The following is a 24310-nucleotide window of genomic DNA, read 5'->3' on the forward strand; positions in this document are numbered from 1 at the left end:
CGAACTGGATCGCACCTCCCGCACCACGCGTTCCCTCCGCCCCGCCTCACCGCACCGGCGCCGCCGCGCGCCGGCCGGTCAGCAGCACCATCCCGGTGTAGCCCCAGTCCGGCAGGGTGGGATCGGCGTCGACGCGGCACAGCGTGAGGTCGTCGACGTACGGGGCGAACACCGCGCGGATCGCCGGGATGTCGACCGGACAGCCGGGCCACTGCGGGCCCGCGCCCACCCGGTAGCGCCCCATGTTCTCCATGAACGCCGCCACGAGATGCCCACCGGGGCGCACCGAGCCCACGTACGCCCGGCAGAGCGCGCCGAACTCGTCGTAGTCCTCCGTGGCGCTCTCCGCCACGAAGTGCATCGACGCCAGCCCGTACCGGCCGGACGGCAGCGCCAGGGCGTCGCCCCGGGAGACGGTCACCCGGGACAGCGCCGCCGCGCTGCTGGACGGCAGGCTCGGCAGCCGCTCACGACAGTGCGCGTAGAAGGCGTCCCACGAGGGATCGGCGCCGCGGGTCAGCTGCCCGCGCAGATACGCCCGGCTGGCCGCGCTCGGCTCGACCGCGTCGATCCGCCGGCACACCGCCGCGGCCAGCATCAGCGGGTACAGGTTCGGGCCCGCGCCCACCTCGAGCCCGACGTCGATGCCGTCGGCCGGCAGTTGGCCGTAGTAGCGCGCGTGATGGTCGATGACCGCGACGTCGGCCGGGTGCAGCTCGCGGTAGTTCTCCGCCAGATAGTCCGGCACCGGCCAGGCGTCCCAGTCCGCGTCGCCGTTGCGGCGCACGGCGGCGGGATCGGCGGAGCGGTCGCGGGGCGTGGTGTCGGCCATCGGGCGCGCGACGCCGGAGCGCCGACGGGCCTGGCCCGCGGACACCGGCCGCTGCCTCCCCTCGTGATCGGGATTCCGGAACGTACAGGATGCCCGGCGCGGGGGCGGTTGGGGAAGCGGTGCCGGGTGCCGGACCGGAAAAGGCGGGGCCGGAAGAAAGTCGGAGCCGGAAAGGGTCGGGGCCGGCCGGAGAACCGGCCGGCCCCGACGCGCGGACGAGGGCTCCTCAGTGACCGCGCGCGATCCACTCGTCGAGGTGCGGCGCCTCGGCGCCGATCGTCGTGCTGTCCCCGTGCCCGGTGTGCACCACGGTCTCCGGTGGCAGGGTCAGCAGCTTCGTCCGGATCGACTCGATGATCGTGCCGAAGTCGCTGTAGGAGCGGCCCGTCGCGCCGGGTCCGCCCGCGAAGAGGGTGTCGCCGGTGAAGACGACGCCGAGCTCCGGGGCGTAGACGCAGCACGCGCCCGGGCTGTGGCCCGGGGTGTGCAGGATCCGCAGCGTCGTGCCCGCGACCTCGACGGTCTCGCCGTCGCGCACCATGCCCTGCGGCGCCACGTCCGGGTGCACCAGATCCCACAGCACCCGGTCGTCGGGGTGCAGCAGCACCCGGCTGCGGGTCTCGCTGGCCAGCGCCGGCGCCGCCCGTACGTGATCGTCGTGCGCGTGCGTCGCCAGCACCGCGACCACCCGGCGCCCGCCGACCACCCCGAGGATCGTCTCCACGTCGTGCGGCGCGTCGATCACCACGCACTCGTCGTCGTCGCCGATCACCCACACGTTGTTGTCCACGTGCCAGGTCTGGCCGTCGAGCGAGAAGGTGCCGGAGGTGACCGTGTGGTCGATGCGGGCCGCCATCAGAAGATCACCACCGAGCGCAGCACGTCACCGTGGTGCATCTTGGTGAACGCCTCCTCCACCTGGTCCAGCGTGATCTCCTCGGTGATGAACGCGTCGAGGTCGAGCCGGCCCTGCAGGTAGAGCTCCGTCAGCATCGGGAAGTCGCGGCTGGGCAGGCAGTCGCCGTACCAGCTGGACTTGAGCCGCCCGCCACGGCCGAAGACGTCCAGCAGCGGCAGCTCGATCGTCATCTCCGGGGTCGGCACGCCGACGAGCACGACCGTGCCGGCCAGGTCGCGGGCGTAGAACGCCTGCCGGTACGTCTCCGGACGGCCGACGGCGTCGATCACCACGTCGGCGCCGACCCCGCCCGTCAGCTCGCGCACCGCCTCGACCGGGTCGGTCTCCCTCGAGTTCACGGTGTGGGTCGCCCCGAACTTCTTCGCCCATTCGAGCTTGCGACCGTCCACGTCCACCGCCACGATCGTGGTCGCGCCGGCGAGCGCCGCCCCGGCGATCGCGGCGTTGCCCACGCCGCCGCAGCCGATCACCGCGACGGAGTCGCCACGGGTGACCTCACCGGTGTTCATCGCCGCGCCGAGCCCCGCCATGACTCCGCAGCCGAGCAGCCCGACCGCGGCCGGCCGCGCCGCCGGGTCCACCTTCGTGCACTGCCCGGCGTGCACCAGCGTCTTCTCGGCGAACGCGCCGATGCCGAGCGCGGGGGAGAGCTCGGTGCCGTCGGTGAGGGTCATCTTCTGGGCCGCGTTGTGGGTGTTGAAGCAGTACCAGGGGCGGCCGCGGCGGCACGCACGGCAGACACCGCAGACCGCGCGCCAGTTCAGCACCACGAAGTCGCCGGGGGCGACGTCGGTGACGCCCTCACCCACCTGCTCGACGATGCCGGCCGCCTCGTGCCCGAGCAGGAAGGGGTACTCGTCGCTGATGCCGCCCTCGCGGTAGTGCAGGTCGGTGTGGCAGACCCCGCACGCCTGCACCCGCACCACCGCCTCGCCGGGCCCCGGATCGGGCACGACGATCGTGGTGACCTCCACCGGAGCGCCCTTCGCCCTCGAGATGACGCCGCGCACTTCCTGGCTCACGTTTCCCCCTTGTCCTCGCCGTCGCTCCGCCACGCACGCCGAGCGCCGTGGCGCTGGAGTGTTCCGTCAGGCTACGGCAGAAGATCGTGTTAGGCCGGGCGGCGGAACCGGTGTGGCCGGCCGCACCGCCGCGCGCGTCGGGCCCCGGCTACCGGCCGGGGTTCGACGAGGCGTGCGGCGACAGCGCGATGGTCTCGCCGCGCAGGATCGGCCGGATTCCCGGCAGCAGCCCCCGCTGCCGGGCCGCGTCGAGGAAGTGGCTCAGCGGCGAGCGGAACGCGCGGTAGTCGTCGTAGTGGATCGGGACCGTCACACCGGGCCGGATCAGGTCGACGAGGTCGGCGCCCTGACGGCCGTCCATGGTCAGCAGGATTCCCGCGATCCGGGTGCCGCCGAGGTGGATCAGCATCGCGTCGATCTCCGGGAACCGCTCCGGGATCTCGGCGAGCATCGGGCGGTTGAGGGTGTCGCCGGTGACGTAGAGCCGTAGCTGGCGTGCCCCGTCGCGCTCAAGATCGATCATGCTGCCCATCACCTCCGGGAGCAGGTAGTCCAGCAGCCCCGGCCCGTGCCGACCCGGCAGGGCGGTGATCCGTAGCGTGTGCCCGTCCCGGCTCATCTCGTGGCGGCGCCAGGTCCGCAGGTCGATCGCCGCCCCGAAGCCCCACTTGCGCAGCTTCCGCTGCGCCGCCGGGGTGGTGACGATCGGCAGCGAGCGCATCAGCCCGTGCCGCGCCACCCGGTCGAAGTGGTCGCCGTGCAGGTGGGACAGGACCACGCCGTCGAGCGGGGGCAACTGGGTGATGCCGATCGCCGGATCCGTGCGCCGCTTGGTCCACAGGCCGTAGCCGAGGTAGGCCCGCTGACCGAAGTGCAGGAAGTTCGGATCGGTCAGCAGGGTGAAGGGGCCCAGCCGCAGGATCGTGGTGGCGGTCCCGACGAAGGTGACGGTCGAGGTCGCGGTCGCATCGCTCACCGCAGCCGCGTACCCAGGCCGCCGCCGCGCACACCCGGCGCGGGGCGGCGGCCCGGCGGGTCAGCCGCCAGTCACCCCCTGTCGCTCTGGCCGCGCGGGTAGCGCCGGATCCGCCGGTACGTCACCAGCTCGCCGTCCATGTCGACCTCGACCTGGTAGACGCCGAGGATGTCCGTGGAGGACGGGATGCGCCGGTCCTCGATCACCTCGATCCCGATCACCCACCCGTCCTCGCTCCGTTCAATCGACGTCACTCCGGTGGGCGTCTTGCCGGAGAGCTCCGCGATGTGCTGCAGCCCCGCCCGGGCCGCCACGCTCGCCGACAGCGGCCGGCGCGGCGCCGGCCGCTCGTCCTCGTCGTACGTGCCCGCACGTCGCCGGCGTGGCCGGTCCCGCCCGTCGGCGTCGTGATCGTCGCTTGGCACCCGAACACCTCCGCTCGTCGCCGTGCCCGCCTCAACCCAGCAGCCGATCGATGATCCGCTGCTGGGCCTCGGCCAGCTCCTCGTCCGAGATCTGTCCGGCGGCCGCCGCGGCGTCCAGCTCCTCGAGCTGGCGCTGCAGCGTCGCCGGGTCGTACAGCTGCTCGTTCGCCCGGTCGCGCAGCAGCCGCACCAGCGACGGTAGGGCGCGCACCGGGGCGAGCGGCAGGGTCAGCAGCGTCAGCAACATCGCGCCTCACCCCTGCGGCGCCGGGCCGCCGACGAAGTCGTACGGCGCCAGCGGGCCGAGCAGCCGCACGGTCACCCGGTCGGACCACTCGTCGCCGGCGAAGCGCTCCACCGCCCGCTCGAACTCGTCCCGACGCTTGGTCTCGACCAGGAAGGCCACGTGCGCGGCGTCCTGCTCGTGGGTCGGCGGGCGCGGCACGTGGGACACCGCCGTGGCGGCCAGCGCGTCGACCAGCCGTTGGGTGTCCGCCGCCCGCTTGGCCTCGACGGCGGCGCTGATCAGTTCGCCGAGCCGCATCCGCAGCTCCATCGGGGCGCTCTCCGGCGCGCCCGCCAGCTCCTGGCGCAGCGCCTCCGCCTCCGGGTTCTCCGACAGCACCTCGGTCAGCACCGCCGATTCGACGTACCGGCCCCGCACCACGTACTCGACGCGTCCCTCCAGCTCGTCGAGGGCGGCGAGGTAGCGGTCGTGGTCGCCGGCGAGCAGCTCGGCGACCGCGTCCCGGCTGGACAGGACGGTGCCGAACCGCACCGGCAGCACCGGCGCCGCCACCGCGGTCTCGTCCAGCAGTCGCTTGTACGCGAGCAGGTCGTCGGGGCGTCCCAGCGGGCGGTCCAGTGCCACCTCGCTGACCAGCGCCCCGAGGTCGCCGTGCGTCACCGCGGTGACCGGCGCGGCGGGGTCGCCCAGGCCGCGCGCGGCGTCGGTCGGCTCGACGTCGCCGGGCACGATGCCGTAGATGAAGTAGCCGACCTCGGTCGTCTGCTGGGCCATCTCAGTTCTCCTCCCGGCGCCGGCGGCGCGGCGCCCGTTCCCGGTCGTTGCCCCCGACGAGCTCGCCCAACATGTCGCTGGCCTTCTCCATGAGCGCGCCCTTCGGGCCCTGCACCATCTCCGGCAGGCCCTTGCCGGCCTGCGATCCGTTGAGATCCAGCCGGTTCGTCGCCTCGGCGAAGCGCAGATAGGTGTCCACACTGGCCACCACGACGCGGGCGTCGATGGTCAGGATGCGGATCCCGACGATGCCGACCGAGACGTGGGCGTCGATGACGATGCCCTTGTCGAGGATCGTGCCGACGACCTCGGCGAGATCGGATGCGGAGCCGCCGCCGCGGGAAACGCTCGCGCCGCCGGCAGGTTGCATGGCACTGGTCACTGTTCGCTCCTCTCGGTGTCCCGCGCGCGTCCGGCGGGGCCGGTGCGGCGCGGCCGCTCTCCGCCGGGCCGGCGGGGTTGTTCGTCGTCGTGGCGCTCTCCGCCGCGTCCGCGCGGTTGTTCGTCGCCGCGGCGCGGGCGTCGCTCCGGGCGCCCGGACCGCCCCCGCGGCGCCCGGCGTTGCTCGCCCGGCACCGCGCCGTCGGGATCCGCGCCGGCGCGCGCGGTGTCGTGCTGCTCGTCGGCCATCGCCGCGTCGTGGTCGCGCACGACCCGGCCGTCGCGGATCTCGCCGCGCCAGCCCGTCACTCCCTCGGGGTGGCGCACGGTCTCGGTCATCACGTGCCGGACGAAGTGCTTCAGCTCCAGCCGCGCCCGCCGGCCCGGCGCGCGCCAGAGGTTCCCGGTCCGCTCGAACAGCCCCTGCGGGTGGTACTCGAGCACCACGACGATCCGGGTCAGCCCGGGCGCGAGCTCGTGGAAGCTGACCGCGCCGTCGACGGAGCCCTTGCGGCCCGTCGATCGCCAGATGATCCGCTCGTCGGGCACCTGCTCGACGACGGTCGACTCCCACTCCCGGTGTGACCAGAGCACCTGCGCCTTCCAGGTGAGCTTCCGATCGGACTCGCGCTCCGCGTGCTCGACCTTCTTCATGAACCGCGGGAAGTCCGAGACCTGCGTCCACTGGTCGTAGACGAGCCGTACCGGGGCGCCGACATCGACGGTCTCGACGATGTTCGTCACCTTGATCTTGTTCTTCGCGCCGCCGGCGCCGAACGCCTGTTTGAGCTTCTCCCTGGCGCCGGCCAGGCCCGCCCCGAGCACCGCCCGCGCGGGGGACTTCCCCTCGGCCAGCCGCCGCGCGCCGGTCGCGGCCGCGACCAGGCCGGGCCCGCCACCCCGTTCCGCGTACGCGCTGAGCCGCTCGGTCGCCGCGCCGATCCGCTCCGCGGCGGTCGAGGTCAGCCGCGCGCCCGCGGCGTCGGCCAGATTCCGCAGCTCCGCCGTGAGCCGCCCGTACGTCGCCATCCGCCTCACCTCCGGCGCCGCCGCACGACGGCCGTGGTGCGCTGCCGGGCCGGCTCCGGTTCTCCGGCGTCGACGTCGTCGCGGTCGTCGTCCTCGTCGTCGTACTCGTCCTCGCGGTCGTCGTCCTCGTCCGCGTACTCGTCGTCGTCCCGGGCGTCGTCTTCCGGCTCGTCGTGGGCGTCGTACGGCTCGTCCTCGTCCCGGTCGTCGGAGTCGTACCGGTCTTCCGCGTGCCGCCGGTCGTCGGAGTCGTAGCGGTCGTCGGAGTCGCGCCGGTCGTCCGGGTCGTCGGCTTCGGACCGTGCGCGCGAGCGGCCGGACCCGGCGCTCGGCCCGCGCCGCAGCATCTCCGCGCGATCCTGGAGCTGGTCGCTGAAGGCGTCGACCCGGCTGCTGACGGCCGTCATCGCCGCCGCCTTCGCCGCGCCGACCAGCGGCCGGCTCAACCCGGAGAGCTTGCCGAGTTCCGGCGAGGAGAGCAGCGACTCCGTGCCGCGCCGCAGCAGCCGTCCGGAGTCGCCGCTCAGCCGTCCGGCCGCCGCGGCGGCCCCCAACGTCAGGGCCAGCTGCAGCTTCCGTCGTCGTCCCAGGAGGTAACCGATTCCGACCGCCGCGGCAACCCGCGCTGCGCGTTTCACCATCGTTTATCCTTCCGCCGTCGGCAGGCCCGGGAAATCCATCACCCGATCGGTGATAGAAATGCCTGCCGATGTTTTTCCGCTGTTTTCGCAAAGCCGCTCTCGCGGGGCGTCATCTGCGGTACCCCCTCGGCCGCCGCGCTGAAACCATGAGTTTCTCGCGTCTCATCAGACACAATGGACACACGGGCCGAGCACGGAATCGGTCAACCGGGCACTTATCACGTGATCGGCGTGTGGCGTGCCGAGAAAGGGCGTGCCGGTGACGAAAAGGAATTGCGGCGTCGGCGGGTTGCAAAACGATCGGTAATTGATTCGCGCATTTTTCGGGGCGACGGAGGCCCCGGAGGCGCGACCCTGAGCAAGATCAGGGGTGCGGCGCGCGCCATACCGGGGTGGTCCCCGACGCGCCGCGACCCGCGCCGGTCGTAGCGTTCCGGATCATGGCGCAATGGTGGGGGACGGTCGCGGAGCTGCCGGAATTGCTCTTCGTCGGGGTGCTGGGTCTGGTCATGATGCTCGACGCGATCCCGCTGATCGGGGTTCTGGTCCCCGGCGACGTCGCGGTGCTCGCCGCGATCGGTGTCGGCGCCCCGGGCGGCGGCGCGCTGGCGTTCGCCGCGGTCGTCGCCGGCTGCGTCGCCGGTTGGTCCCTGAGCTTCCTCGCCGGGCGGCACTTCGGCGACCGGCTGCGCCGCGGTCGGGTCGGCCGGTGGATCGGTGAGGCGCGCTGGAGCGCCGCCGAGGGCGCGCTCGGCCGCGGCGGCGGTCGGCTGGTCGTGCTCGCCCCGTTCCTGCCGGTGCTCAACGCGCTCGTGCCGCTGGCGGCCGGGGGGCTCCGAATGTCGTACCGGCGGTTCCTGGCCTCCGCGACGCTCGGCTCGGCGCTCTGGGCCGGGCTCTACGTGCTGCTCGGGGTGGTCGGTCGCTCGCTCGGCGGACTTCTGCCGGGCGGGGCGCTGCCGATGGTGGTCACCGTGACGATCGGATTCGTCGTCGGTTGGATCGTGCTGCTCGGCGCCCGCCGGCGGCTGCGAACGGCCGGCGTCGCCGACTGACGCCGCGGGGCCGCACCGCTCCACCACGGGTCGCACGCGCCCGGCGTCGAAGTGGGTGCCGGCCGTCGGATCAGTGTGCCGCGGCGGCGGCGAGTCGCTCGCGCACCTCCGGCTCGCGCCCCGGCGCGGTGCGCAGGACGAAACGAAGCCGGGCGGGGTCGCCCCGCCCGACGTGCGCCAGCACGGCGAGCAGCGCGCGCAGCTGGCCGGGGGCCTCGTCGGCGAGCAGCTGCTCCCCGTGCGCCACGACGATGGTCAGCCCGTCGTCGGGCAGTCGGTCGTGCAGGCTGTCCGCCAGCGCGTCCCAGTTGTGCCCGAAGTGTTCCGGCAGCCCCAGCGCCCCGGCCCACTCGGCGAACAGGCCGGAGCGGGTGCGGCACGCGCGCCCGCCGACCACGGTGGCGTCCGCGGGCGGGGCGTCACTCGACACCCGTAGCCAGGCCGGGATCGCGGCGCCGGTCGGCGCCGACGTGGAGTCGTGCATGGGTACCTCCGGCCCCCGGTGGGCACGCCGCGCCCACCGGGGACGCTGGGCGCTACAGGCGGTAGAAGTCGGTGTAGTGGTTGGGGGAGAACCAGGTCGCCCCCGTGCTGCGGTTGACCACGATGCGGTAGGCGTCGCGGGCGGCGCCCTGGCGGCGGGGGTAGACGTCGTACTCGTGGTAGGTGGCGCCGCCGGGTAGCTGGCCCTCGTAGTTCATGAACTGGCCACCGGCGAAGTTCGAGAGCCCGCCGCTCCACGCGTACCAGCCGCGGGAGGTGGGGAAGCCCTTGCCGGACCAGCCGGCGCGGGCGTCGCGGGCGTCGGCGCAGCGCGCCATCGTGCACGAGCCGTAGACGGCGGCGGAGGCCGCGCTGGTCTGGGCGGGTGCGACGACCGACGGCCCGAGCAGCGTGGCCGCGACCAACGCCGCCAGCGCGGCGAGGCTACGGGCGAGGCGGTACCGGGAGGGTTGCCGGGGCGTACCGATGGTGGGGGTCAACGGAACCTCCGATGCGGGGGAGACGGAGCTGGACGACCCGTCCCGCGGGTCGTCCCCAGTCTCGGCATCAGACGAGCCGGACGGAAGAGGCGATCGGCGAATTCACCGACAATCCGCCCAGGGGCCACCGCCGCCGGACGCCGGCGCTCCGGCCCGCCACCACCTGGGGGGCGCGCGGCGCGGGGGCGATCCGTGCCGGCCGGGCGCCCGGCGTGGCGGGCAGCCGTCAGGCCGCCCGCACGTTCTCCGCCTGCGGACCCTTCTGCCCCTGCGTCACCTCGAACTCCACCTTCTGGCCCTCCTGGAGTTCGCGGTAGCCCGCCATGGAGATCGCGGAGTAGTGGACGAAGACGTCCGGGCCTCCGCCGTCCTGCTCGATGAACCCGAAACCCTTTTCGGAGTTGAACCACTTGACCGTGCCGGTTGCCATGCATTTCTCCTTGACCATGTGGGTTCCGCGTTGCGGGCCCCACGTGCCGCGGCCCGATGTGTGACCCACGCCTCCCGACAGTAGCCGCCCGGACGGCTTTTCGGGCCCGACTGGTCGGGACCGCGCCGGCGGAGTCGCCGCGGGCACGGCGCGGGTCGGCCATGCTGGACGGGTGATGAGCCGGGTGGGGCGAGCCGTCGCGGACCTCGAGCGGAAGATCTCCGGGCCCGACGCGGGCGGCCTGGACCGGCTCCGCCTGCTCGCCGTGCCGTTCGTGCCCGAGATCCGGCTGTACCTCGCCGAGGACGCGATCGTGTGGTGGGCCCGGATGGAGGCGGAGGCGCGCGACGCCCTGCCGCCGCCGTACTGGGCGTCGGCGTGGGCGGGCGGACAGGCCGTCGCCAGATATGTGCTGGACCATCCCGAGGCGGCCGCCGGGCAGCGGGTGCTCGACCTGGGCGCCGGCTCCGGGCTGGCGGGCATCGCCGCCGGCATGGCCGGGGCCGCCGAGGTGATCGCCAACGACGTCGACCCGTACGCGCTCGCCGCGATCACGCTGAACGCCCGGGCGAACGGCGTCCGCGTCGATCTGCGCGACGGCGACCTGCTCGACGGCGACGGCAGCGACGCGGACGTCGTGCTCGCCGGTGACGTCCTGTACGACCCGCCCCTGGCGCGGCGCGTGCTGCGCTTCCTGGAGCGCGTCACCGCGCGCGGCGCGCGGGTACTGGTCGGCGACCCCGGTCGGCATCACCTGCCGCAGGAGCGGCTGGAGGTGGTGGAGAGCTACCGGGGGCCGCCGCTGGAGGCATTCCCGGACGCGGAGCTCACCCAGACCAGCGTGCTGCGGCCGCGCCGCTGACGGCCGGGTGATGACGCGATTCGTCATCGCGCGCCGCGCCCGCAGGTGTCGCCGCGACCGGGGAGGGGAACGTGCCCGGCATGCTCCGGTACTACTTCGACGTCGTGTGCCCGTACAGCTATCTGTTGATGCCCGAGGTGGAGGCCGCCGAGGACGCCGGGCTCGCGGTGGAGTGGGTCCCGTTCGAGCTGCGTCCCGCCCCGGACCCGTTGCCCGATCCGCGCGGCACGTACATCCGCGACCACTGGCGTGATCACGTCTATCCGCTCGCGGTCGCGTACGGGATCGAGATCCACGTGCCGGTCCACCAGCCGCGGTCGACGCTCGTCCTCGCCGCCGGGCTGTGGGCGCAGGAGCAGGGCGCGGGACGCGCGTGGCGTACGGCGGCGCAGCGCGCGTTCTTCGTCGAGGGCCGCGACGTCGGCGACGAGCGGGTGCTGGGGCGCATGGCGCGGGAGTGCGACCTCGGCGCCGCGGACGCGGTGGCCGCGGCCTGGGAGCCGGCGCTGCAGCTGCGGCTGCGGCAGCTGCGCGCGGAGGCGGCGGCGGTCGGGGTGCGGGGCGTCCCGACCCTTGCCGTCGACGATCAGCCGGTCTTCTTCGGAGCGCCGCCGCCCGGCCGGGTCGCCGCGGCGCTGGCGGACTGGGACGGCAGCGCCACGCAGCTGATCGGCCGGTTGCGCACCGGCTGACCCGGTGCGCGTTCGCCAGCGGGAAACGCCGCTGGCGCCGACGGACCGTTCTCGGTCCCCCGGCGCCAGCGGCGAGTTGTGTCAGACGCGGAAGCGGCCGACCACCTGCTGCAGATCGTCGCTCATCCGGGCCAGTTCCTCGGCCGCGTGCTGTGCCTCCGTCACGCCCTGCGTCGTCGCGCCCGCGGCCGCGGCGACGCTGGCGATGTTCGACGCGATCTCCGTGCTGCCGGTGGCGGCGTCGGAGACGCTCCGGGTGATCTCGGCGGTGGTCGCCGACTGCTCCTCCACGGCTGAGGCGATCGTGAGCTGGTAGTCGTTGATCCGGCCGATGATCGCGCTGATCTCCGCGATCGCCTCGACCGCCCCCGCGGTGTCGCCCTGGATCGCCTGCACGCGCTGGGCGATGTCCTCGGTCGCCCGCGCCGTTTCCTGGGCGAGGTCCTTGACCTCGCTGGCCACCACGGCGAAGCCCTTCCCGGCTTCCCCGGCGCGCGCCGCTTCGATCGTGGCGTTCAGCGCCAGCAGGTTGGTCTGCTCGGCGATCGAGGTGATCACCTTGACGACGTCGGCGATCTGGGACGAGGAGTCCCCGAGCTTGCTCATGGTTCCGGTCGTGTTCGCGGCGACCTCGACGGCCTTCCCGGCGACCGTGACGGCCTCGTTCGCGTTGTGGGAGATCTCGCCGATGGAGGCCCCCATCTGCTCCGAGCCGGCCGCGACGGTCTGCACGTTGCGCGACACCTGGTCCGCGGTTTCGGCCACCACGTTGGCCTGCGCGGACATCTCGTGGGCGGACGCCGCCATGGAGCTGCTCACCTCGTTGAGGTGCTGGGAGGAGGCCGACAGCGCGCCGGAGGTGGTGACGATGGCGGCCACCGCGTCGCCCAGCGACACCCGCATCCGCTCGAGCGCCGCGGCCATCTGACCGACCTCGTCGCGGCTGTTCACCTCGACCGCTTCGGTCAGGTCGCCGTCGGCCATCTTCCCGAGCACGTCCCGGACCCGGCGCACCGGGGCGACGATGAGGCGGGCGGTCCAGAGCGCGAGCGCGCCGCCGATGAGCAGCCCGGCGACGGCGGCGGCGATGGTCAGCAGCAGCACGTTGCGGGCGACGGCGTCCGCGTCCTTGTTCGCCTGAATGGACCGCTGGCCCACCGAGTCGACGAGCGACTTGGTGGTCTTGCCGATGGCGCCGAACAGGTCGTTCGAGTCGCCGTTGAGGATCTTCACGGCCTCGTGGGCGCTGGTCGGCGTGTTCGCCTGCAGCGTGCTGACGATCTTGGCGTCGGTCGCGAAGACGGTCTCATACTGCTGGCGCAGCTCGGCCATCGCCGCCCGCTCCTGGTCGGTCATCCACTCCTCGTGGATGCCGCCGAGTACGCCCTTCAGGTCCTCGACCGCCTTGAGGTAACCCGCCCGGTTGGGGCTGGCCGGATCCACCGACTCCCGCGGGCTCTTCGCGTAGCCGTCCAGGATGTACCAGGCCTGCCACGCGATGAGGTCCAGGTTGTACCACTCCAGAAGCTGCATCTCGTGCCGCATCGTGTGCAGCTGCGACACCTCGGTCCGGGTGGTGCCCTGCTTGGACGATCCCCAGATGCCGACGCCGGCCACGGACACGACGGCGAGCGTTAGCGCGGCGACGGTCACGCCGAACTTCGTGCCGATGCGGGTGTCCGCGTACCGCTGCCGCAGCGAACGCCGCGTTCCTCCCGAATGGATGCTGCCCTGGGTCATGATGCTCCTGTCTGCGCCGGCCGTCGGGTACACCTGCTCCGGTCGGCGTCCGGTGCGCACGGGCAGGAGACGCGCGCACGCGTGCCTGCGGCGGTGGCGGTGCGCCGTGCGTCGGCTCGGACGGCTTGCGGCGCGGACACCTGCGGGTACAGGGGCGCGGTCCGGCGTTATGACCTGCGCCACGTGACTATTCGGCGCAGGAACGCGCGGATGCGAATAACCGGACGTGACCTAGGCCACTAGGAGTAATCGAACGACTCCGAACAGTAACGGCCGGCGCGGGTCACCAGCCGCGGGCGCGCCACTCCGGCAGCGCCGGGCGCTCCGCGCCGAGCGTGCTGTCCCTGCCGTGCCCCGGGTAGAACCAGGTGTCGTCGGGGAGCCGCTCGAAGAGCTTGTGCTCCACGTCGCCGATCAGCGAGGCGAACCGGACGGGGTCGCGGTCGGTGTTGCCGACGCCGCCGGGAAAGAGCGAGTCGCCGGTGAACAGGTGCGGGGAGCCGGCGGGGTCGCGGTACAGCAGGCAGACCGAGCCCGGCGTATGCCCGACGATATGGATCACCTCGAGCGCGCAGTCGCCGACCCGGACCGTGTCGCCGTCGGCGAGCGCTCCCGACTCGATCGGCAGCGCGTCGGCGTCGGCCGCGTGCACCAGCGGCCGCGCCCCGGTCTTCGCGACGACCTCCTCCAGCGCCACCCAGTGGTCCATGTGCCCGTGCGTGGTGACGACCGCCGTCAGGCCCGCCTCGCCGACCAGCTCCAGCAGCCGCGGCGCCTCGTTGGCCGCGTCGATCAGCACCTGCTCCCCGGTGGCGCGGCACCGCAGCAGGTAGGCGTTGTTGTCCATCGGGCCGACCGACACCTTCGTGATGGTGAGGGCGTCGAGCTCGCGGACGTCCGGCGCGCCGCCGGTCGTCACGTCGCCGGTGTAAGCCATGGTGGGACCTCTACATCCAGATCGGCGGGGTCGGCAGCGGTCCGGTGGGCGCGATGGTGAGCCCGTCGCCGTCGCCGCGGCCGGTCAACCAGCCGGCGAGACTGTGCGCCGGACCGGACACCCTCGGCGCGCCGTCGGCCTCGCCGATCATAAGCGCATGCCCGGCGTCGGCGGGGGAGAGCACGAGCGGTGGCGCGTCGCCCCGGCCCCCGTACCCGGTAACCACCTCGTGCAGCAGCCGATGGCTGAACGCCTCCGGCCAGTCGGCGGCGGTGTACCCGGCGCGCAGGTCCACGTGGTGCACCTCCACCTCGCGCAGCCGCCCCCACATGAGCATCGCCGCCGGACGCCGCGGTCCCAGGCTCGGTTCGACCTCGACGCGCCACCCCGGCGCCGGCATCGCGTTGACCGCGTCGGCGAAGCGCGACGCCGAGTCCCGCAGGTCGGCGAGGTGCGCGGCGAGCGGCCGGTGCGCGTCCGCCTCGATGTCGGTGTCCCGCGCAGCGACGCTGACCCGCTGCGGGACGCGTGCGCCGGTGGCGGCGGCGGTGAGCAGGTCGACGTAGCCGTCGGCGTTGCGGGCGATGTGCGCCAGTACGTGACCGCGGGTCCATCCGGGCAGGAGTGACGGGGTGCGCAGCTCGTCGTCGCGGAGGCCGGCGACGGTGCGCAACAGCCGGTCGGTGGCGCGGTCCACCTCGGCCATCAGGCCGAGCGGGTCAACGGTCACCCCCCGACCCTAACCGCGTCCGCGCCGCCGGGCCCGCCGGAAATCACTTTCTCCGCTCACCGGCGCCATCTACCGTCGGTGCCGACGCGTCACGCAGGACCTGGAAGGGGGCGATGTGCACGTCGTCCCCACCTCGCCGGGCGTCTGACGGCCCGCCGGCCGCGCACCGCCCCCGCTCGTAAGGGTTCCGATGACGTTCGATCTCACGTCCCTCGGCTGGGACGCCCCGCTCACCGCCGCGCTGCGGCGGCTGCCTCCCGACCTCCGGCCCGGCCGGGTCATCCGCGCCGACCGTGGCGTGTGCACGGTGCTCGGTGCGGACGGCACCGTGCGGGCCACGCTCGCCGGCACGGTGCTCGCCGCCGCCGCCGGGGACCCGGTCCGCCTGCCCTGCGCCGGCGACTGGGTCGCCGTCCGGAGCTGGCCGGACGGGCGCGTCACCGCCGAGGTCGTGCTTCCCCGGCGTACGGCGATTCTGCGTCGGACCGCCGACAAGGACTCGACCGCACAGGTGCTCGCCGCCAACGCCGACACCGCGGCGGTGGTCGAGCCGATGCACCCGGCGCCCGACCTGACCCGGATCGAGCGGCTGCTCGCGCTCGCCTGGGAGTCGGGGGCGCAGCCGCTGGTCGTCCTCACGAAATGCGACGTGGCCCCGGATCCGGCGGCGGTCGCGGGACAGGTCGCGCGGGTCGCGGCCGGCGTGGAGGTGCTGCCGGTCAGCGCGCAGCGCGGCCTCGGCCTGGCAGCGTTGCGGCCCCGGATCGCCGCCGGACGCACCCTCGCGCTGCTCGGGCCGTCGGGCGCCGGGAAATCCACTCTCGTCAACGGGCTCGCCGGGGCGACGGTGATGGCCACCCAGGCGATCCGTCGGGTGGACGGCAAGGGGCGGCACACCACGACGTACCGGGCGCTGATCCCGATCCCCGACGGCGGGGCCGTGATCGACACTCCCGGCATCCGCGCCGTCGGGCTGCTCGACGTGGCCGCCGGGCTGGACAACGCGTTCGCCGACATCGTCGCGTTGGCCGCGACCTGCCGGTTCGCGGACTGCGCGCACGGCGGTGAGCCGGGCTGCGCTGTGGCCGCGGCGCTGGAGTCCGGCGAGCTGACGGGGCGGCGCTGGGAGAGCTGGCGGAAGCTGCAGCGCGAGGTGGCGTTCGAGACCGGCCGGAAGAACGCGCGGCTGGCGGCGCGGGAGCGGGCCGCCCGGCGGAGCGGCCGCCCGCGCGGGCTCTCCGCCGGCGGCTGACGCCGGCGGGGCTCGGCGCGGCTCGTCGGGCCGGCCGCGTCCGTGCCGGGGCGGGTGCGGCGGCCCCCGAACGAGGAGAGGGCCGGTCCGTCCCACCCCCCGATAGGACGAACCGGCCCGGCTTCCGGAGGCGGATCGCTGGCCTTTACGCTACGCGGGCTGTGTCGATAATGTGGGAGATACCCCATATTTCCGTTCTCCGATGCCGGGCCGGCGCGCGACCCCGTCCGGGTGAACGACCGCACGTCGCGGCCGTGGCGCGCGTCGCGTCGGTGATCTGCGGGAATGTCCGGTCGAGGGAAAGTGTCATAACCCGCGGCTAGAGTTGCCGCGGGCGTGACTCGCGCCGTTACCTGGCTCGCGTGTGCGGGCACCAGTTCGACATATCGTCTTTTTTCTCCCGGGAGTGGGCGGACAGTGGCCGACCGACTGATCATCCGTGGCGCGCGCGAGCACAACCTGCGTGACGTCAGCCTCGACCTGCCCCGCGACGCCATGATCGTGTTCACCGGTCTGTCCGGATCCGGCAAGTCCAGCCTCGCCTTCGACACGATCTTCGCCGAGGGGCAGCGGCGCTACGTCGAGTCGCTGTCGTCGTACGCGCGGCAGTTCCTCGGCCAGATGGACAAGCCGGACGTGGACTTCATCGAGGGGCTGAGCCCGGCCGTCTCCATCGACCAGAAGTCGACCTCCCGCAACCCGCGCTCGACCGTCGGCACCATCACCGAGGTCTACGACTACCTCCGCCTGCTGTTCGCCCGCGTCGGCGAGCCGCACTGCCCGGTCTGCGGCGAGGCGATCGCGAAGCAGAGCCCGCAGCAGATCGTCGACCGGGTGCTGGCGATGGAGGAGGGCACCCGCTTCATGGTGCTCGCCCCCGTGGTGCGTGGCCGCAAGGGGGAGTACGTCGACCTCTTCGCCGAGCTGCAGTCCAAGGGTTACGCGCGGGCCCGGGTCGACGGGGTGGTGCACCCGCTGACCGAGCCGCCGAAGCTGAAGAAGCAGGAGAAGCACACCATCGAGGTGGTCGTCGACCGGCTCACCGTCAAGGCCGGCGCCAAGCAGCGCCTCACCGACTCGGTCGAGTCGGCGCTCGGGCTCGCCGGCGGCATCGTCGTGCTCGACTTCGTCGACCTGCCCGAGGACGACCCGCAGCGGGAGCGGCGCTTCTCCGAGCACCTCGCCTGTCCCAACGACCACCCGCTCGCCATCGAGGACCTCGAGCCGCGCGTCTTCTCCTTCAACGCCCCGTACGGCGCGTGCCCCGAGTGCACCGGCCTCGGCACGAAGAAGGAGGTCGACGCCGAACTGGTCGTCCCGGACGTCGAGCGCACGCTGCGCGAGGGCGCGATCCAGCCGTGGTCCGGCGGGCACACGCTGGAGTACTTCCTCCGGCTGCTGACGGCGCTCGGCGAGGCCGAGCACTTCACCCTCGACACCCCGTGGCGCCAGCTGCCCGCCCGCGCCCAGAAGACCATCCTGTACGGCTCCGACGACCAGGTCCACGTCCGCTACCGCAACAAGTACGGCCGTGAGCGCTCCTACTACACCGGCTTCGAGGGCGTGGTGCAGTGGATCGAGCGCCGGCACTCGGACACCGAGTCGGAGTGGTCGCGGGAGAAGTACGAGGGCTACATGCGCGACGTGCCCTGCGCGAGCTGCGGCGGCACCCGGCTCAAGCCGGAGGTGCTCGCGGTGACGATCGCGGGGCGCAATATCGCCGAGGTCTGCAACATGTCGGTGGGGGACTGCGCCGAGCTGCTCGGCGGGATGGTTCTCACCGACCGGCAGAAGCTGATCGCCGAGCGGGTGCTCAAGGAGATCAACGCGCGGCTGCGGTTCCTGGTCGACGTCGGGCTGGACTACCTCTCCCTCGACCGCGCGGCGGGCACCCTCTCCGGCGGCGAGGCGCAGCGGATCCGGCTCGCCACCCAGATCGGCTCCGGGCTGGTCGGCGTCCTGTACGTCCTCGACGAGCCGTCGATCGGGCTGCACCAGCGCGACAACCACCGGCTGATCGAGACGCTGGTCCGGCTCAAGCGCCTCGGCAACACGCTCATCGTCGTGGAGCACGACGAGGACACCATCCGCACGGCGGACTGGATCGTCGACATCGGCCCGGGGGCGGGCGAGCACGGCGGCCGGATCGTGCACAGCGGGTCGGTGCCGGAGCTGCTGAAGAACGAGGAGTCGCTCACCGGGGCGTACCTGTCGGGTCGCCGGGCGATCCCCGTGCCGCCGCAGCGCCGCCCGGCCACGCCCGGCCGTGAGCTGGTGGTGCAGGGCGCGCGCGAGCACAACCTGAAGAATCTGACGGTCGCGTTCCCGCTGGGGCAGTTCATCGCGGTCACCGGGGTCAGCGGCTCCGGCAAGTCCACGCTGGTCAACGACATTCTCTACACGGTGCTCGCCAACCAGATCAACGGCGCCCGGATGGTGCCCGGCCGGCACACCCGGATCACCGGGCTCGAACACGTCGACAAGGTGGTCGGGGTCGACCAGTCGCCGATCGGGCGCACCCCGCGCTCGAACCCGGCGACCTACACCGGCGTGTTCGACCACATCCGGAAGCTGTTCGCGGAGACCACCGAGGCGAAGGTGCGCGGCTACGGCCCGGGCCGCTTCTCGTTCAACGTCAAGGGCGGGCGCTGCGAGGCGTGCACGGGTGACGGCACGCTCAAGATCGAGATGAACTTCCTCCCCGACGTCTACGTCCCGTGCGAGGTCTGCAAGGGGGCGCGTTACAACCGGGAGACGCTGGAGGTCCACTACAAGGGCCGCACGATCTCGGACGTGCTCAACATGCCGATCGAGGAGGGCGCCGAGTTCTTCGAGGCGATCCCGGCGATCCACCGGCACCTCAAGACCCTGGTCGACGTCGGCCTCGGTTACGTGCGACTGGGCCAGTCGGCGCCGACGCTCTCCGGCGGCGAGGCGCAGCGCGTGAAGCTCGCCTCCGAGCTGCAGAAGCGGTCCACCGGGCGCACGGTCTACGTGCTCGACGAGCCGACCACGGGTCTGCACTTCGAGGACATCCGCAAGCTGCTGCGGGTGCTGGAGAGCCTGGTGGACAAGGGCAACACGGTGATCACGATCGAGCACAACCTCGACGTCATCAAGACCGCCGACTGGCTGATCGACATGGGCCCGGAGGGCGGCCACAAGGGCGGCACCGTGATCGCCGCCGGCACGCCGGAGGAGCTGGCCGAGGTGCCGGAGAGCCACACCGGGCGCTTCCTGCGGCCCGTGCTCGGGCTCGACGGCGCGGGGACCGGCGCGGCCGAGGCGACGTCGCGGGCGGCGAGGGCGAACGGCACGAAGGCCGGTGGCGGGCCCAAGGCCAACGGCACGAGGGCCGGCGGAACCAAGGCCACCGGGGGCGCCAAGGCGAACGGGGCCAAGGCGAACGGGACCAAGGCGAACGGTGCCGAGCCGAGCGGTGACGCCGCGGCGAAGAAGCCGCGCGCCCGCCGTGCGCCGGCCAAGGCCGGCGCGTAGCACGATCGGTTGCCTCCGAAGGGGGCGTCGCGGCCGCGCGCCGCGACGCCCCCTTTTCTCGTCGTGACGCCGGCGGTACGGGACGGATTTTTCGCAATATCGCGCCCGCGGTGAACCGGGCCCGCCAATCCGCCGTGTGTACTGTCGTGGGCCGCGGCAGCACCGGCCGCGGGCAGCCGACAGGGAGGCTTCGCATGAGTGAGGATCAGGCCGTGACCGGGGCGAGCAGCCCCAGCCGGCGAGCCCTGCTGCTGGGCGCGGGCGCGGTGGGCGCGACCGTCGCGCTCAGCGCGTGCGGCACCGGCAGCGACACCGACCTGGGCGACGGCGGCACGACCGGCCAGAGCCAGCCGGCCGGTGGCACGACCTCCGGCGCGCCGGCCGGTGGCGGCGACACCGGCACGACCGCGCTCGCCAAGGCGGAGGAGATCCCGGTCGGCGGCGGCAAGATCTTCGCGGAGCAGGGCGTCGTGGTCACCCAGCCCAGCGAGGGCAACTTCAAGGCGTTCAGCAACATCTGCACCCACCAGCGCTGCCCCGTGTCGAGCATCGACGGCGGCACCATCAACTGCACCTGCCACAACAGCAAGTTCTCGATCGAGGACGGCTCGGTCAAGGGCGGCCCGGCGCCGAGCCCGCTGCCGGCCAAGCAGGTCAAGGTCGACGGCGGCAACATCGTGCTCGCCTGAACCGTCCGCGCCGTCCGGCGTCGCGCGCGTCACGTCGCGGCGGCGCCGGGGGCGCGTGCGACGGATCATGTCGCACCCACGGACTAGTCTTTCCGCAATGGCAGACCCTTCGACGTACCGTCCCGCGCCGGGCACGATCCCGGACGCCCCCGGGGTCTACCGGTTCCGCGACCCGACCGGTCGGGTCATCTACGTCGGCAAGGCCAAGAGCCTGCGCAGCCGCCTCAACTCCTACTTCGGCGACCTTTGGCACCTGCACCAGCGCACCCAGCAGATGGTGACCACCGCCGCCTCGGTCGACTGGGTCACCGTCGGCACCGAGGTCGAGGCGCTGCAGCTCGAATACACGTGGATCAAGCAGTACGACCCGCGGTTCAACGTCAAGTACCGCGACGACAAGTCGTACCCGTACCTCGCGGTGACGCTGGACGAGGAGTTCCCGCGGCTGCAGGTGATGCGCGGGGCGAAACGCAAGGGCGTGCGCTATTTCGGGCCCTACTCGCACGCGTGGGCGATCCGGGAGACGCTCGACCTGCTGCTGCGGGTGTTCCCCGCCCGCACCTGCTCGTCCGGGGTGTTCAAGCGCGCCGGGCAGATCGGCCGCCCCTGCCTGCTCGGTTACATCGGCAAGTGCTCGGCGCCCTGCGTCGGCAGCGTCTCGGCGGACGAGCACCGACGGATCGTGGACGACTTCTGCGACTTCATGGCCGGGCGCACCGACGCGTTCGTGCGCAAGCTCGAACGCGACATGACGCAGGCCTCCGAGGAGCTGGAGTTCGAGCGCGCGGCGCGGCTGCGCGACGACATCGCGGCGCTGCGGCGCGCGATGGAGAAGCAGACCGTGGTCTTCGGCGACGGCACCGACGCGGACGTGGTGGCGTTCGCGGAGGACCCCCTGGAGGCGGCGGTGCAGGTCTTCCATGTCCGGGACGGCCGCATCCGCGGCCAGCGGGGCTGGGTGGTCGAGAAGGTGGAGGACCTGACCACCGGCGACCTGGTGCACCACTTCTGCACGCAGGTCTACGGTGACGAGCGCGGCGAGGCCGACGTGCCGCGGGAGCTGCTGGTGCCGGCGCTGCCGGCGGACGCGGACGCGCTGACCGACTGGCTCTCGGAGCACCGGGGCAGCCGCGTGGCGCTGCGGGTGCCGCAGCGCGGCGACAAGAAGACGCTGCTGGAGACGGTGGCGCGCAACGCCGCCGAGGCGCTCAACCGGCACAAGCTGCGCCGCGCCTCCGACCTGACCACACGCAGCCGGGCTCTGGAGGAGATCTCGGACGCGCTCGGCATGCAGACGGCGCCGCTGCGCATCGAGTGCTACGACATCTCGCAGATCCAGGGCACGGACGCGGTCGCCAGCATGGTCGTCTTCGAGGACGGGCTGCCGCGCAAGAACGAATACCGGCGGTTCGCGATCCGCGGCGCGACCGACGATCTGTCGGCGATGTCGGAGGTGCTGCGTCGGCGGTTCGCGCGGTACCTGGACGCGCGCGCCGAGACCGGGGAGCTGGGTGACGAGATGGCGGCCGATCCCGACAAGCCCGGGATCGACCCGTCGACCGGGCGGCCGCGCCGGTTCGCGTATCCACCGCAGTTGGTCGTGGTCGACGGCGGCCAGCCGCAGGTTAATGCGGCGGCGGCGGTCCTGGCCGAGCTGGGCATCGACGACATCGCGCTCTGCGGCCTGGCCAAGCGGCTGGAGGAGGTGTGGCTGCCGGAGGATGACTTCCCGGTCATCATGCCGCGCACCTCCGAGGGGCTCTACCTGCTGCAACGTGTCCGCGATGAGGCGCACCGCTTCGCGATCACGTTCCATCGGCAGCGACGCTCGAAGCGGATGACGCAGTCGGGACTGGACGGCATTCCGGGCCTGGGGGAGGTGCGGCGCAAGGCGCTGCTGCGGCACTTCGGGTCGCTGAGGCGGCTCGCCGGCGCGACCGTCGAGGAGATCACCGAGGTGCCGGGGATCGGCCAGCGGACCGCGCAGGCGATCATCGACGCCCTCAACGGCGACGCCGCCCGTCCGGCCACGCCCGCGGGCGCGCCGCCCGTCGACGTCGATGCCGCCGCGGTGGCGCCGGACGAATCCGCAGTTGACCAGGCCACGCCCGACGGGTCGATGCCCGGGCGGGCCGGAACGGATGCCTAGAATCTGGCACCAGGACGAGGTACCAACAGTTCACCCCCCGACCCGGACAGGATGAGCGTGCGGCAACCGAGCGAGCAGATCACGGACGAAGCGGGGCAGCAGCCGGAGACGGTGGGCGCCGACAACGTCCTCGTCGTGGTCACCGGGCTGTCCGGCGGTGGCCGCAGCACCGTCGCGCGGGCGCTGGAGAACGTCGGCTTCTACGTCGTCGACAACCTGCCGCAGGCCCTGCTGCTCGACATGGCGGAGCTGGCACTGAAGGCCGGGGGCGCGGCGCGGCACACGGCGATGGTGCTCGACGTGCGCAGCCGGGCCTTCTCGACCGACCTCGCCGGAGCGATCCGGGCGCTCAAGGAGCGCGGTTTCCACCCCCGCGTGGTCTTCGTCGACGCCGACGACGAGGTGCTGATCCGTCGCTTCGAGAGCGTGCGGCGCTCGCACCCGCTGCAGGGCGACGGGCGGCTCGCCGACGGCATCGCCGCGGAGCGGGAGCTGCTCGCCGAGGCCCGCGAGCAGGCCGACGTGATCATCGACACGACGCATCTGAACGTGAACCAGTTGCGGCGGCGGGTCGAGGAGCTCTTCGGCGGCGAGGACGCCCGGCGGCTGCGGGTGACGGTGCTGTCGTTCGGCTTCAAGTACGGGCTGCCGCCGGACGCCGATTTCGTGCTGGACGCCCGCTTCCTGCCGAACCCGTACTGGGTGCCGGAGCTGCGCGAGCACACCGGCCGCGAGGAGGCGGTCAGCGGTTACGTTCTGGGTCAGGACGGCGCTGTTGAGTTCGTGGAGAACTACGCCAGTTTGATCAATGCGACGGCCTCGGGCTTCGAGCGTGAGGGGAAGCGTTACCTCACGGTCGCGGTCGGCTGCACCGGCGGGAAGCATCGCAGTGTCGCGATCGCCGAGGAGTTGGCCGGCAAGCTGCGCCAGTCGCGGCTGGCGGCGAACGCCCAGCACCGCGACCTGGGGCGCGAGTGACCGCGATCAAGGTCGTCGCGTTCGGCGGCGGGCACGGGTTGTCCGCCTCACTGCGCGCCCTGCGCCACGCGCACGGCCTCGATCTCGACATCACCGCGGTGGTCACGGTCGCCGACGACGGCGGCTCCAGCGGTCGGTTGCGTGCGCAGCGCGACGCGCTGCCCCCCGGCGACCTGCGGCAGGCGTTGGCCGCGCTGGCCGGGCCGGAGCGGCTCAACCAGGTCACCGCCGAGCTGTTCCAGCACCGCTTCGAGGCGACGCCCGCGGCGCCGGACGCCGGCGGCGAGACCGCCGGCTGTCGCGTCGTCGCCGACCCCGGCGTGGAGCTGCCCACCGACCCGCTCACCGGTCACGCCGTGGGCAACCTGGTGCTCTGCGGCCTGATGGAGATGCTCGGCGACCCGGTCGCCGCGCTCGACCACGTGGGCCGGATGCTCGGCGCCACCGGGCGGGTGCTGCCGATGGCGTGCCAGCCGCTGGGGATCGAGGCGGAGGTGCGCGGCGTCGACCCGGAGCGCCCGCACGAGGTGGTCACGGTCCGCGGGCAGCACGCGGTCGCCGTCACCCCGGGCCAGGTCGAGATCGTACGGCTGACGCCGAAGGCGGCGCCCGCGTGCCCGCAGGCGCTCGAGGCCGTCGCCACCGCCGACTGGTTGATCTTCGGTCCCGGGAGCTGGTATACCAGCGTGATCCCGCACCTGCTGATCCCCGAGCTGGCGGCGGCGATCGTGGCCAGCCCGGCCCGCCGGCTGGTCACCCTGAACCTGGCGTCCGAGAAGGAAACCCTCGGATTGTCGGTCGCCGACCACCTTGCCGCCCTGTCCTGGTACCTACCGGAATTACATGTCGACACAGTTCTCGCCGACGGGAAAGCCGTAGGTGACCCCGAACCGGTCGATCGTGCGGCAGAATCGCTGGGTGCGCGGCTGGTGCTCGCGCCGCTCGCGGTAGCGGACGGAAGTCCCCGGCATGATTTCAAGGCGCTGGGAGCCGCACTGGTGCCTGTCTTGGGCGCCGATCGTTAAGCACGTACGAATCACCGGCAACACGCCGGGACCGGCCCCACGAG

24 protein-coding genes and 1 pseudogene are annotated in these 24310 nt (G+C 72.9%); 9 read left to right on the top strand and 16 right to left on the bottom strand.

Annotated features, from left to right (window positions below):
- Positions 1 to 46: 46 nt before the first annotated feature.
- From BLW47_RS16465 to BLW47_RS25160, 10 genes are all read right to left on the bottom strand, one after another.
- Positions 47 to 877, bottom strand: coding sequence for a hypothetical protein (locus BLW47_RS16465; protein ID WP_217634866.1), 831 nt, complete (start codon positions 875 to 877; stop codon positions 47 to 49).
- Between the two features lie 181 nt (positions 878 to 1058).
- Positions 1059 to 1688, bottom strand: a complete 630-nt coding sequence (locus tag BLW47_RS16470; RefSeq protein WP_091557729.1) for an MBL fold metallo-hydrolase — start codon at positions 1686 to 1688, stop codon at positions 1059 to 1061.
- Positions 1688 to 2773 carry an S-(hydroxymethyl)mycothiol dehydrogenase gene (locus BLW47_RS16475; RefSeq protein WP_091557732.1) on the bottom strand — a complete coding sequence of 362 codons (1086 nt, stop codon included), beginning with the start codon at positions 2771 to 2773 and terminating at the stop codon, positions 1688 to 1690. Before BLW47_RS16475 ends, BLW47_RS16470 begins: the two co-directional genes overlap by 1 nt.
- Before the next feature lie 148 nt (positions 2774 to 2921).
- On the bottom strand, positions 2922 to 3749 hold the full coding sequence (locus BLW47_RS16480; RefSeq protein WP_091557734.1) for an MBL fold metallo-hydrolase: 828 nt from the start codon (positions 3747 to 3749) through the stop codon (positions 2922 to 2924).
- A 71-nt stretch (positions 3750 to 3820) separates the two neighbouring features.
- Entirely contained in the window at positions 3821 to 4174 is a 354-nt protein-coding gene (locus BLW47_RS16485; protein ID WP_091557737.1) for a gas vesicle protein GvpO, read from the bottom strand.
- Between the two features lie 31 nt (positions 4175 to 4205).
- Positions 4206 to 4421, bottom strand: coding sequence for a gas vesicle protein GvpG (locus tag BLW47_RS16490; RefSeq protein ID WP_091557740.1), 216 nt, complete (start codon positions 4419 to 4421; stop codon positions 4206 to 4208).
- Positions 4422 to 4427: 6 nt separating this feature from the next.
- Positions 4428 to 5195 (bottom strand): GvpL/GvpF family gas vesicle protein, encoded by a 768-nt coding sequence (locus BLW47_RS16495; RefSeq protein ID WP_091557743.1) that lies wholly within the window; start codon positions 5193 to 5195, stop codon positions 4428 to 4430.
- 1 nt (position 5196) lies between these two features.
- Positions 5197 to 5577 (bottom strand): gas vesicle protein GvpJ, encoded by a 381-nt coding sequence (gene gvpJ, locus BLW47_RS26060; RefSeq protein ID WP_217634867.1) that lies wholly within the window; start codon positions 5575 to 5577, stop codon positions 5197 to 5199.
- Positions 5574 to 6605: an SRPBCC family protein gene (locus tag BLW47_RS16505; RefSeq protein ID WP_091557751.1), complete on the bottom strand. Its 1032-nt coding sequence runs from the start codon at positions 6603 to 6605 to the stop codon at positions 5574 to 5576. Before BLW47_RS16505 ends, gvpJ begins: the two co-directional genes overlap by 4 nt.
- 5 nt (positions 6606 to 6610) lie before the next feature.
- Positions 6611 to 7246 (bottom strand): hypothetical protein, encoded by a 636-nt coding sequence (locus tag BLW47_RS25160; protein ID WP_175543662.1) that lies wholly within the window; start codon positions 7244 to 7246, stop codon positions 6611 to 6613.
- Between the two features lie 440 nt (positions 7247 to 7686).
- On the opposite strand from BLW47_RS25160, the gene BLW47_RS16515 reads away from it, so the two are divergent.
- On the top strand, positions 7687 to 8301 hold the full coding sequence (locus tag BLW47_RS16515; protein ID WP_091558199.1) for a DedA family protein: 615 nt from the start codon (positions 7687 to 7689) through the stop codon (positions 8299 to 8301).
- Between the two features lie 70 nt (positions 8302 to 8371).
- On the opposite strand, the gene BLW47_RS16520 is transcribed toward BLW47_RS16515, so the two are convergent.
- The 3 genes from BLW47_RS16520 to BLW47_RS16530 form a co-directional block, all read right to left on the bottom strand.
- Positions 8372 to 8785, bottom strand: a complete 414-nt coding sequence (locus BLW47_RS16520) for a barstar family protein (protein ID WP_091557758.1) — start codon at positions 8783 to 8785, stop codon at positions 8372 to 8374.
- 52 nt (positions 8786 to 8837) lie between these two features.
- Positions 8838 to 9284 carry a ribonuclease domain-containing protein gene (locus BLW47_RS16525; protein ID WP_245736694.1) on the bottom strand — a complete coding sequence of 149 codons (447 nt, stop codon included), beginning with the start codon at positions 9282 to 9284 and terminating at the stop codon, positions 8838 to 8840.
- Positions 9285 to 9510: 226 nt separating this feature from the next.
- On the bottom strand, positions 9511 to 9714 hold the full coding sequence (locus tag BLW47_RS16530) for a cold-shock protein (RefSeq protein ID WP_091557761.1): 204 nt from the start codon (positions 9712 to 9714) through the stop codon (positions 9511 to 9513).
- Between the two features lie 175 nt (positions 9715 to 9889).
- On the opposite strand from BLW47_RS16530, the gene BLW47_RS16535 reads away from it, so the two are divergent.
- Together BLW47_RS16535 and BLW47_RS16540 are read left to right on the top strand one after the other, a co-directional pair.
- On the top strand, positions 9890 to 10576 hold the full coding sequence (locus tag BLW47_RS16535; RefSeq protein ID WP_091557764.1) for a class I SAM-dependent methyltransferase: 687 nt from the start codon (positions 9890 to 9892) through the stop codon (positions 10574 to 10576).
- A gap of 80 nt (positions 10577 to 10656) precedes the next feature.
- Positions 10657 to 11268, top strand: coding sequence for a DsbA family oxidoreductase (locus tag BLW47_RS16540; protein ID WP_091557768.1), 612 nt, complete (start codon positions 10657 to 10659; stop codon positions 11266 to 11268).
- Between the two features lie 81 nt (positions 11269 to 11349).
- Here the strand turns inward: BLW47_RS16540 and BLW47_RS25650 are convergent, their stop codons facing one another.
- The 3 genes from BLW47_RS25650 to BLW47_RS16555 all read right to left on the bottom strand — a co-directional run bounded on the left by BLW47_RS25650 (position 11350) and on the right by BLW47_RS16555 (position 14675).
- Positions 11350 to 13008, bottom strand: a complete 1659-nt coding sequence (locus BLW47_RS25650; protein ID WP_091557771.1) for a methyl-accepting chemotaxis protein — start codon at positions 13006 to 13008, stop codon at positions 11350 to 11352.
- A 283-nt stretch (positions 13009 to 13291) separates the two neighbouring features.
- Positions 13292 to 13945: an MBL fold metallo-hydrolase gene (locus tag BLW47_RS16550; protein WP_091557775.1), complete on the bottom strand. Its 654-nt coding sequence runs from the start codon at positions 13943 to 13945 to the stop codon at positions 13292 to 13294.
- Positions 13946 to 13955: 10 nt separating this feature from the next.
- Complete coding sequence (locus tag BLW47_RS16555; protein WP_091557778.1) at positions 13956 to 14675, bottom strand: maleylpyruvate isomerase family mycothiol-dependent enzyme; 720 nt, start codon at positions 14673 to 14675, stop codon at positions 13956 to 13958.
- Positions 14676 to 14865: 190 nt separating this feature from the next.
- On the opposite strand from BLW47_RS16555, the gene rsgA reads away from it, so the two are divergent.
- From rsgA to BLW47_RS16585, 6 genes and pseudogenes are all read left to right on the top strand, one after another.
- Positions 14866 to 15927 carry a ribosome small subunit-dependent GTPase A gene (gene rsgA, locus BLW47_RS16560; RefSeq protein ID WP_091557780.1) on the top strand — a complete coding sequence of 354 codons (1062 nt, stop codon included), beginning with the start codon at positions 14866 to 14868 and terminating at the stop codon, positions 15925 to 15927.
- Between the two features lie 417 nt (positions 15928 to 16344).
- Positions 16345 to 19299: pseudogene (gene uvrA, locus BLW47_RS16565) on the top strand (excinuclease ABC subunit UvrA); the annotation flags it as partial.
- 320 nt (positions 19300 to 19619) lie between these two features.
- The gene (locus BLW47_RS16570) at positions 19620 to 20114 is read left to right on the top strand and encodes a Rieske (2Fe-2S) protein (RefSeq protein ID WP_091557786.1); all 495 of its coding nucleotides are present in this window, start codon (positions 19620 to 19622) and stop codon (positions 20112 to 20114) included.
- Positions 20115 to 20211: 97 nt separating this feature from the next.
- Positions 20212 to 22263, top strand: a complete 2052-nt coding sequence (gene uvrC / locus BLW47_RS16575) for an excinuclease ABC subunit UvrC (protein ID WP_091557791.1) — start codon at positions 20212 to 20214, stop codon at positions 22261 to 22263.
- Between the two features lie 51 nt (positions 22264 to 22314).
- Positions 22315 to 23241, top strand: a complete 927-nt coding sequence (gene rapZ, locus BLW47_RS16580; protein WP_245736695.1) for an RNase adapter RapZ — start codon at positions 22315 to 22317, stop codon at positions 23239 to 23241.
- Positions 23238 to 24266: a gluconeogenesis factor YvcK family protein gene (locus BLW47_RS16585; RefSeq protein WP_091557794.1), complete on the top strand. Its 1029-nt coding sequence runs from the start codon at positions 23238 to 23240 to the stop codon at positions 24264 to 24266. The genes rapZ and BLW47_RS16585 overlap by 4 nt, the downstream gene beginning before the upstream one ends.
- The last annotated feature ends 44 nt before the right edge of the window (positions 24267 to 24310 follow it).

The sequence above is a fragment of the Micromonospora pattaloongensis genome (assembly GCF_900107255.1).
GTDB lineage: Bacteria > Actinomycetota > Actinomycetes > Mycobacteriales > Micromonosporaceae > Micromonospora_I > Micromonospora_I pattaloongensis.

Bases quoted from the DNA above. Each gene is read 5' to 3' on its own strand.
- BLW47_RS16490 (WP_091557740.1), bottom strand. From the start codon at position 4,421: ATGTTGCTGACGCTGCTGACCCTGCCGCTCGCCCCGGTGCGCGCCCTA.
- BLW47_RS16570 (WP_091557786.1), top strand. From the start codon at position 19,620: ATGAGTGAGGATCAGGCCGTGACCGGGGCGAGCAGCCCCAGCCGGCGA.
- uvrC (WP_091557791.1), top strand. From the start codon at position 20,212: ATGGCAGACCCTTCGACGTACCGTCCCGCGCCGGGCACGATCCCGGAC.
- BLW47_RS16470 (WP_091557729.1), bottom strand. From the start codon at position 1,688: ATGGCGGCCCGCATCGACCACACGGTCACCTCCGGCACCTTCTCGCTC.
- BLW47_RS25650 (WP_091557771.1), bottom strand. From the start codon at position 13,008: ATGACCCAGGGCAGCATCCATTCGGGAGGAACGCGGCGTTCGCTGCGG.
- BLW47_RS16550 (WP_091557775.1), bottom strand. From the start codon at position 13,945: ATGGCTTACACCGGCGACGTGACGACCGGCGGCGCGCCGGACGTCCGC.
- BLW47_RS16495 (WP_091557743.1), bottom strand. From the start codon at position 5,195: ATGGCCCAGCAGACGACCGAGGTCGGCTACTTCATCTACGGCATCGTG.
- BLW47_RS25160 (WP_175543662.1), bottom strand. From the start codon at position 7,246: ATGGTGAAACGCGCAGCGCGGGTTGCCGCGGCGGTCGGAATCGGTTAC.
- rsgA (WP_091557780.1), top strand. From the start codon at position 14,866: ATGACGTTCGATCTCACGTCCCTCGGCTGGGACGCCCCGCTCACCGCC.
- BLW47_RS16515 (WP_091558199.1), top strand. From the start codon at position 7,687: ATGGCGCAATGGTGGGGGACGGTCGCGGAGCTGCCGGAATTGCTCTTC.
- BLW47_RS16535 (WP_091557764.1), top strand. From the start codon at position 9,890: ATGAGCCGGGTGGGGCGAGCCGTCGCGGACCTCGAGCGGAAGATCTCC.
- BLW47_RS16530 (WP_091557761.1), bottom strand. From the start codon at position 9,714: ATGGCAACCGGCACGGTCAAGTGGTTCAACTCCGAAAAGGGTTTCGGG.
- BLW47_RS16520 (WP_091557758.1), bottom strand. From the start codon at position 8,785: ATGCACGACTCCACGTCGGCGCCGACCGGCGCCGCGATCCCGGCCTGG.
- rapZ (WP_245736695.1), top strand. From the start codon at position 22,315: ATGAGCGTGCGGCAACCGAGCGAGCAGATCACGGACGAAGCGGGGCAG.
- BLW47_RS16505 (WP_091557751.1), bottom strand. From the start codon at position 6,605: ATGGCGACGTACGGGCGGCTCACGGCGGAGCTGCGGAATCTGGCCGAC.
- BLW47_RS16540 (WP_091557768.1), top strand. From the start codon at position 10,657: ATGCTCCGGTACTACTTCGACGTCGTGTGCCCGTACAGCTATCTGTTG.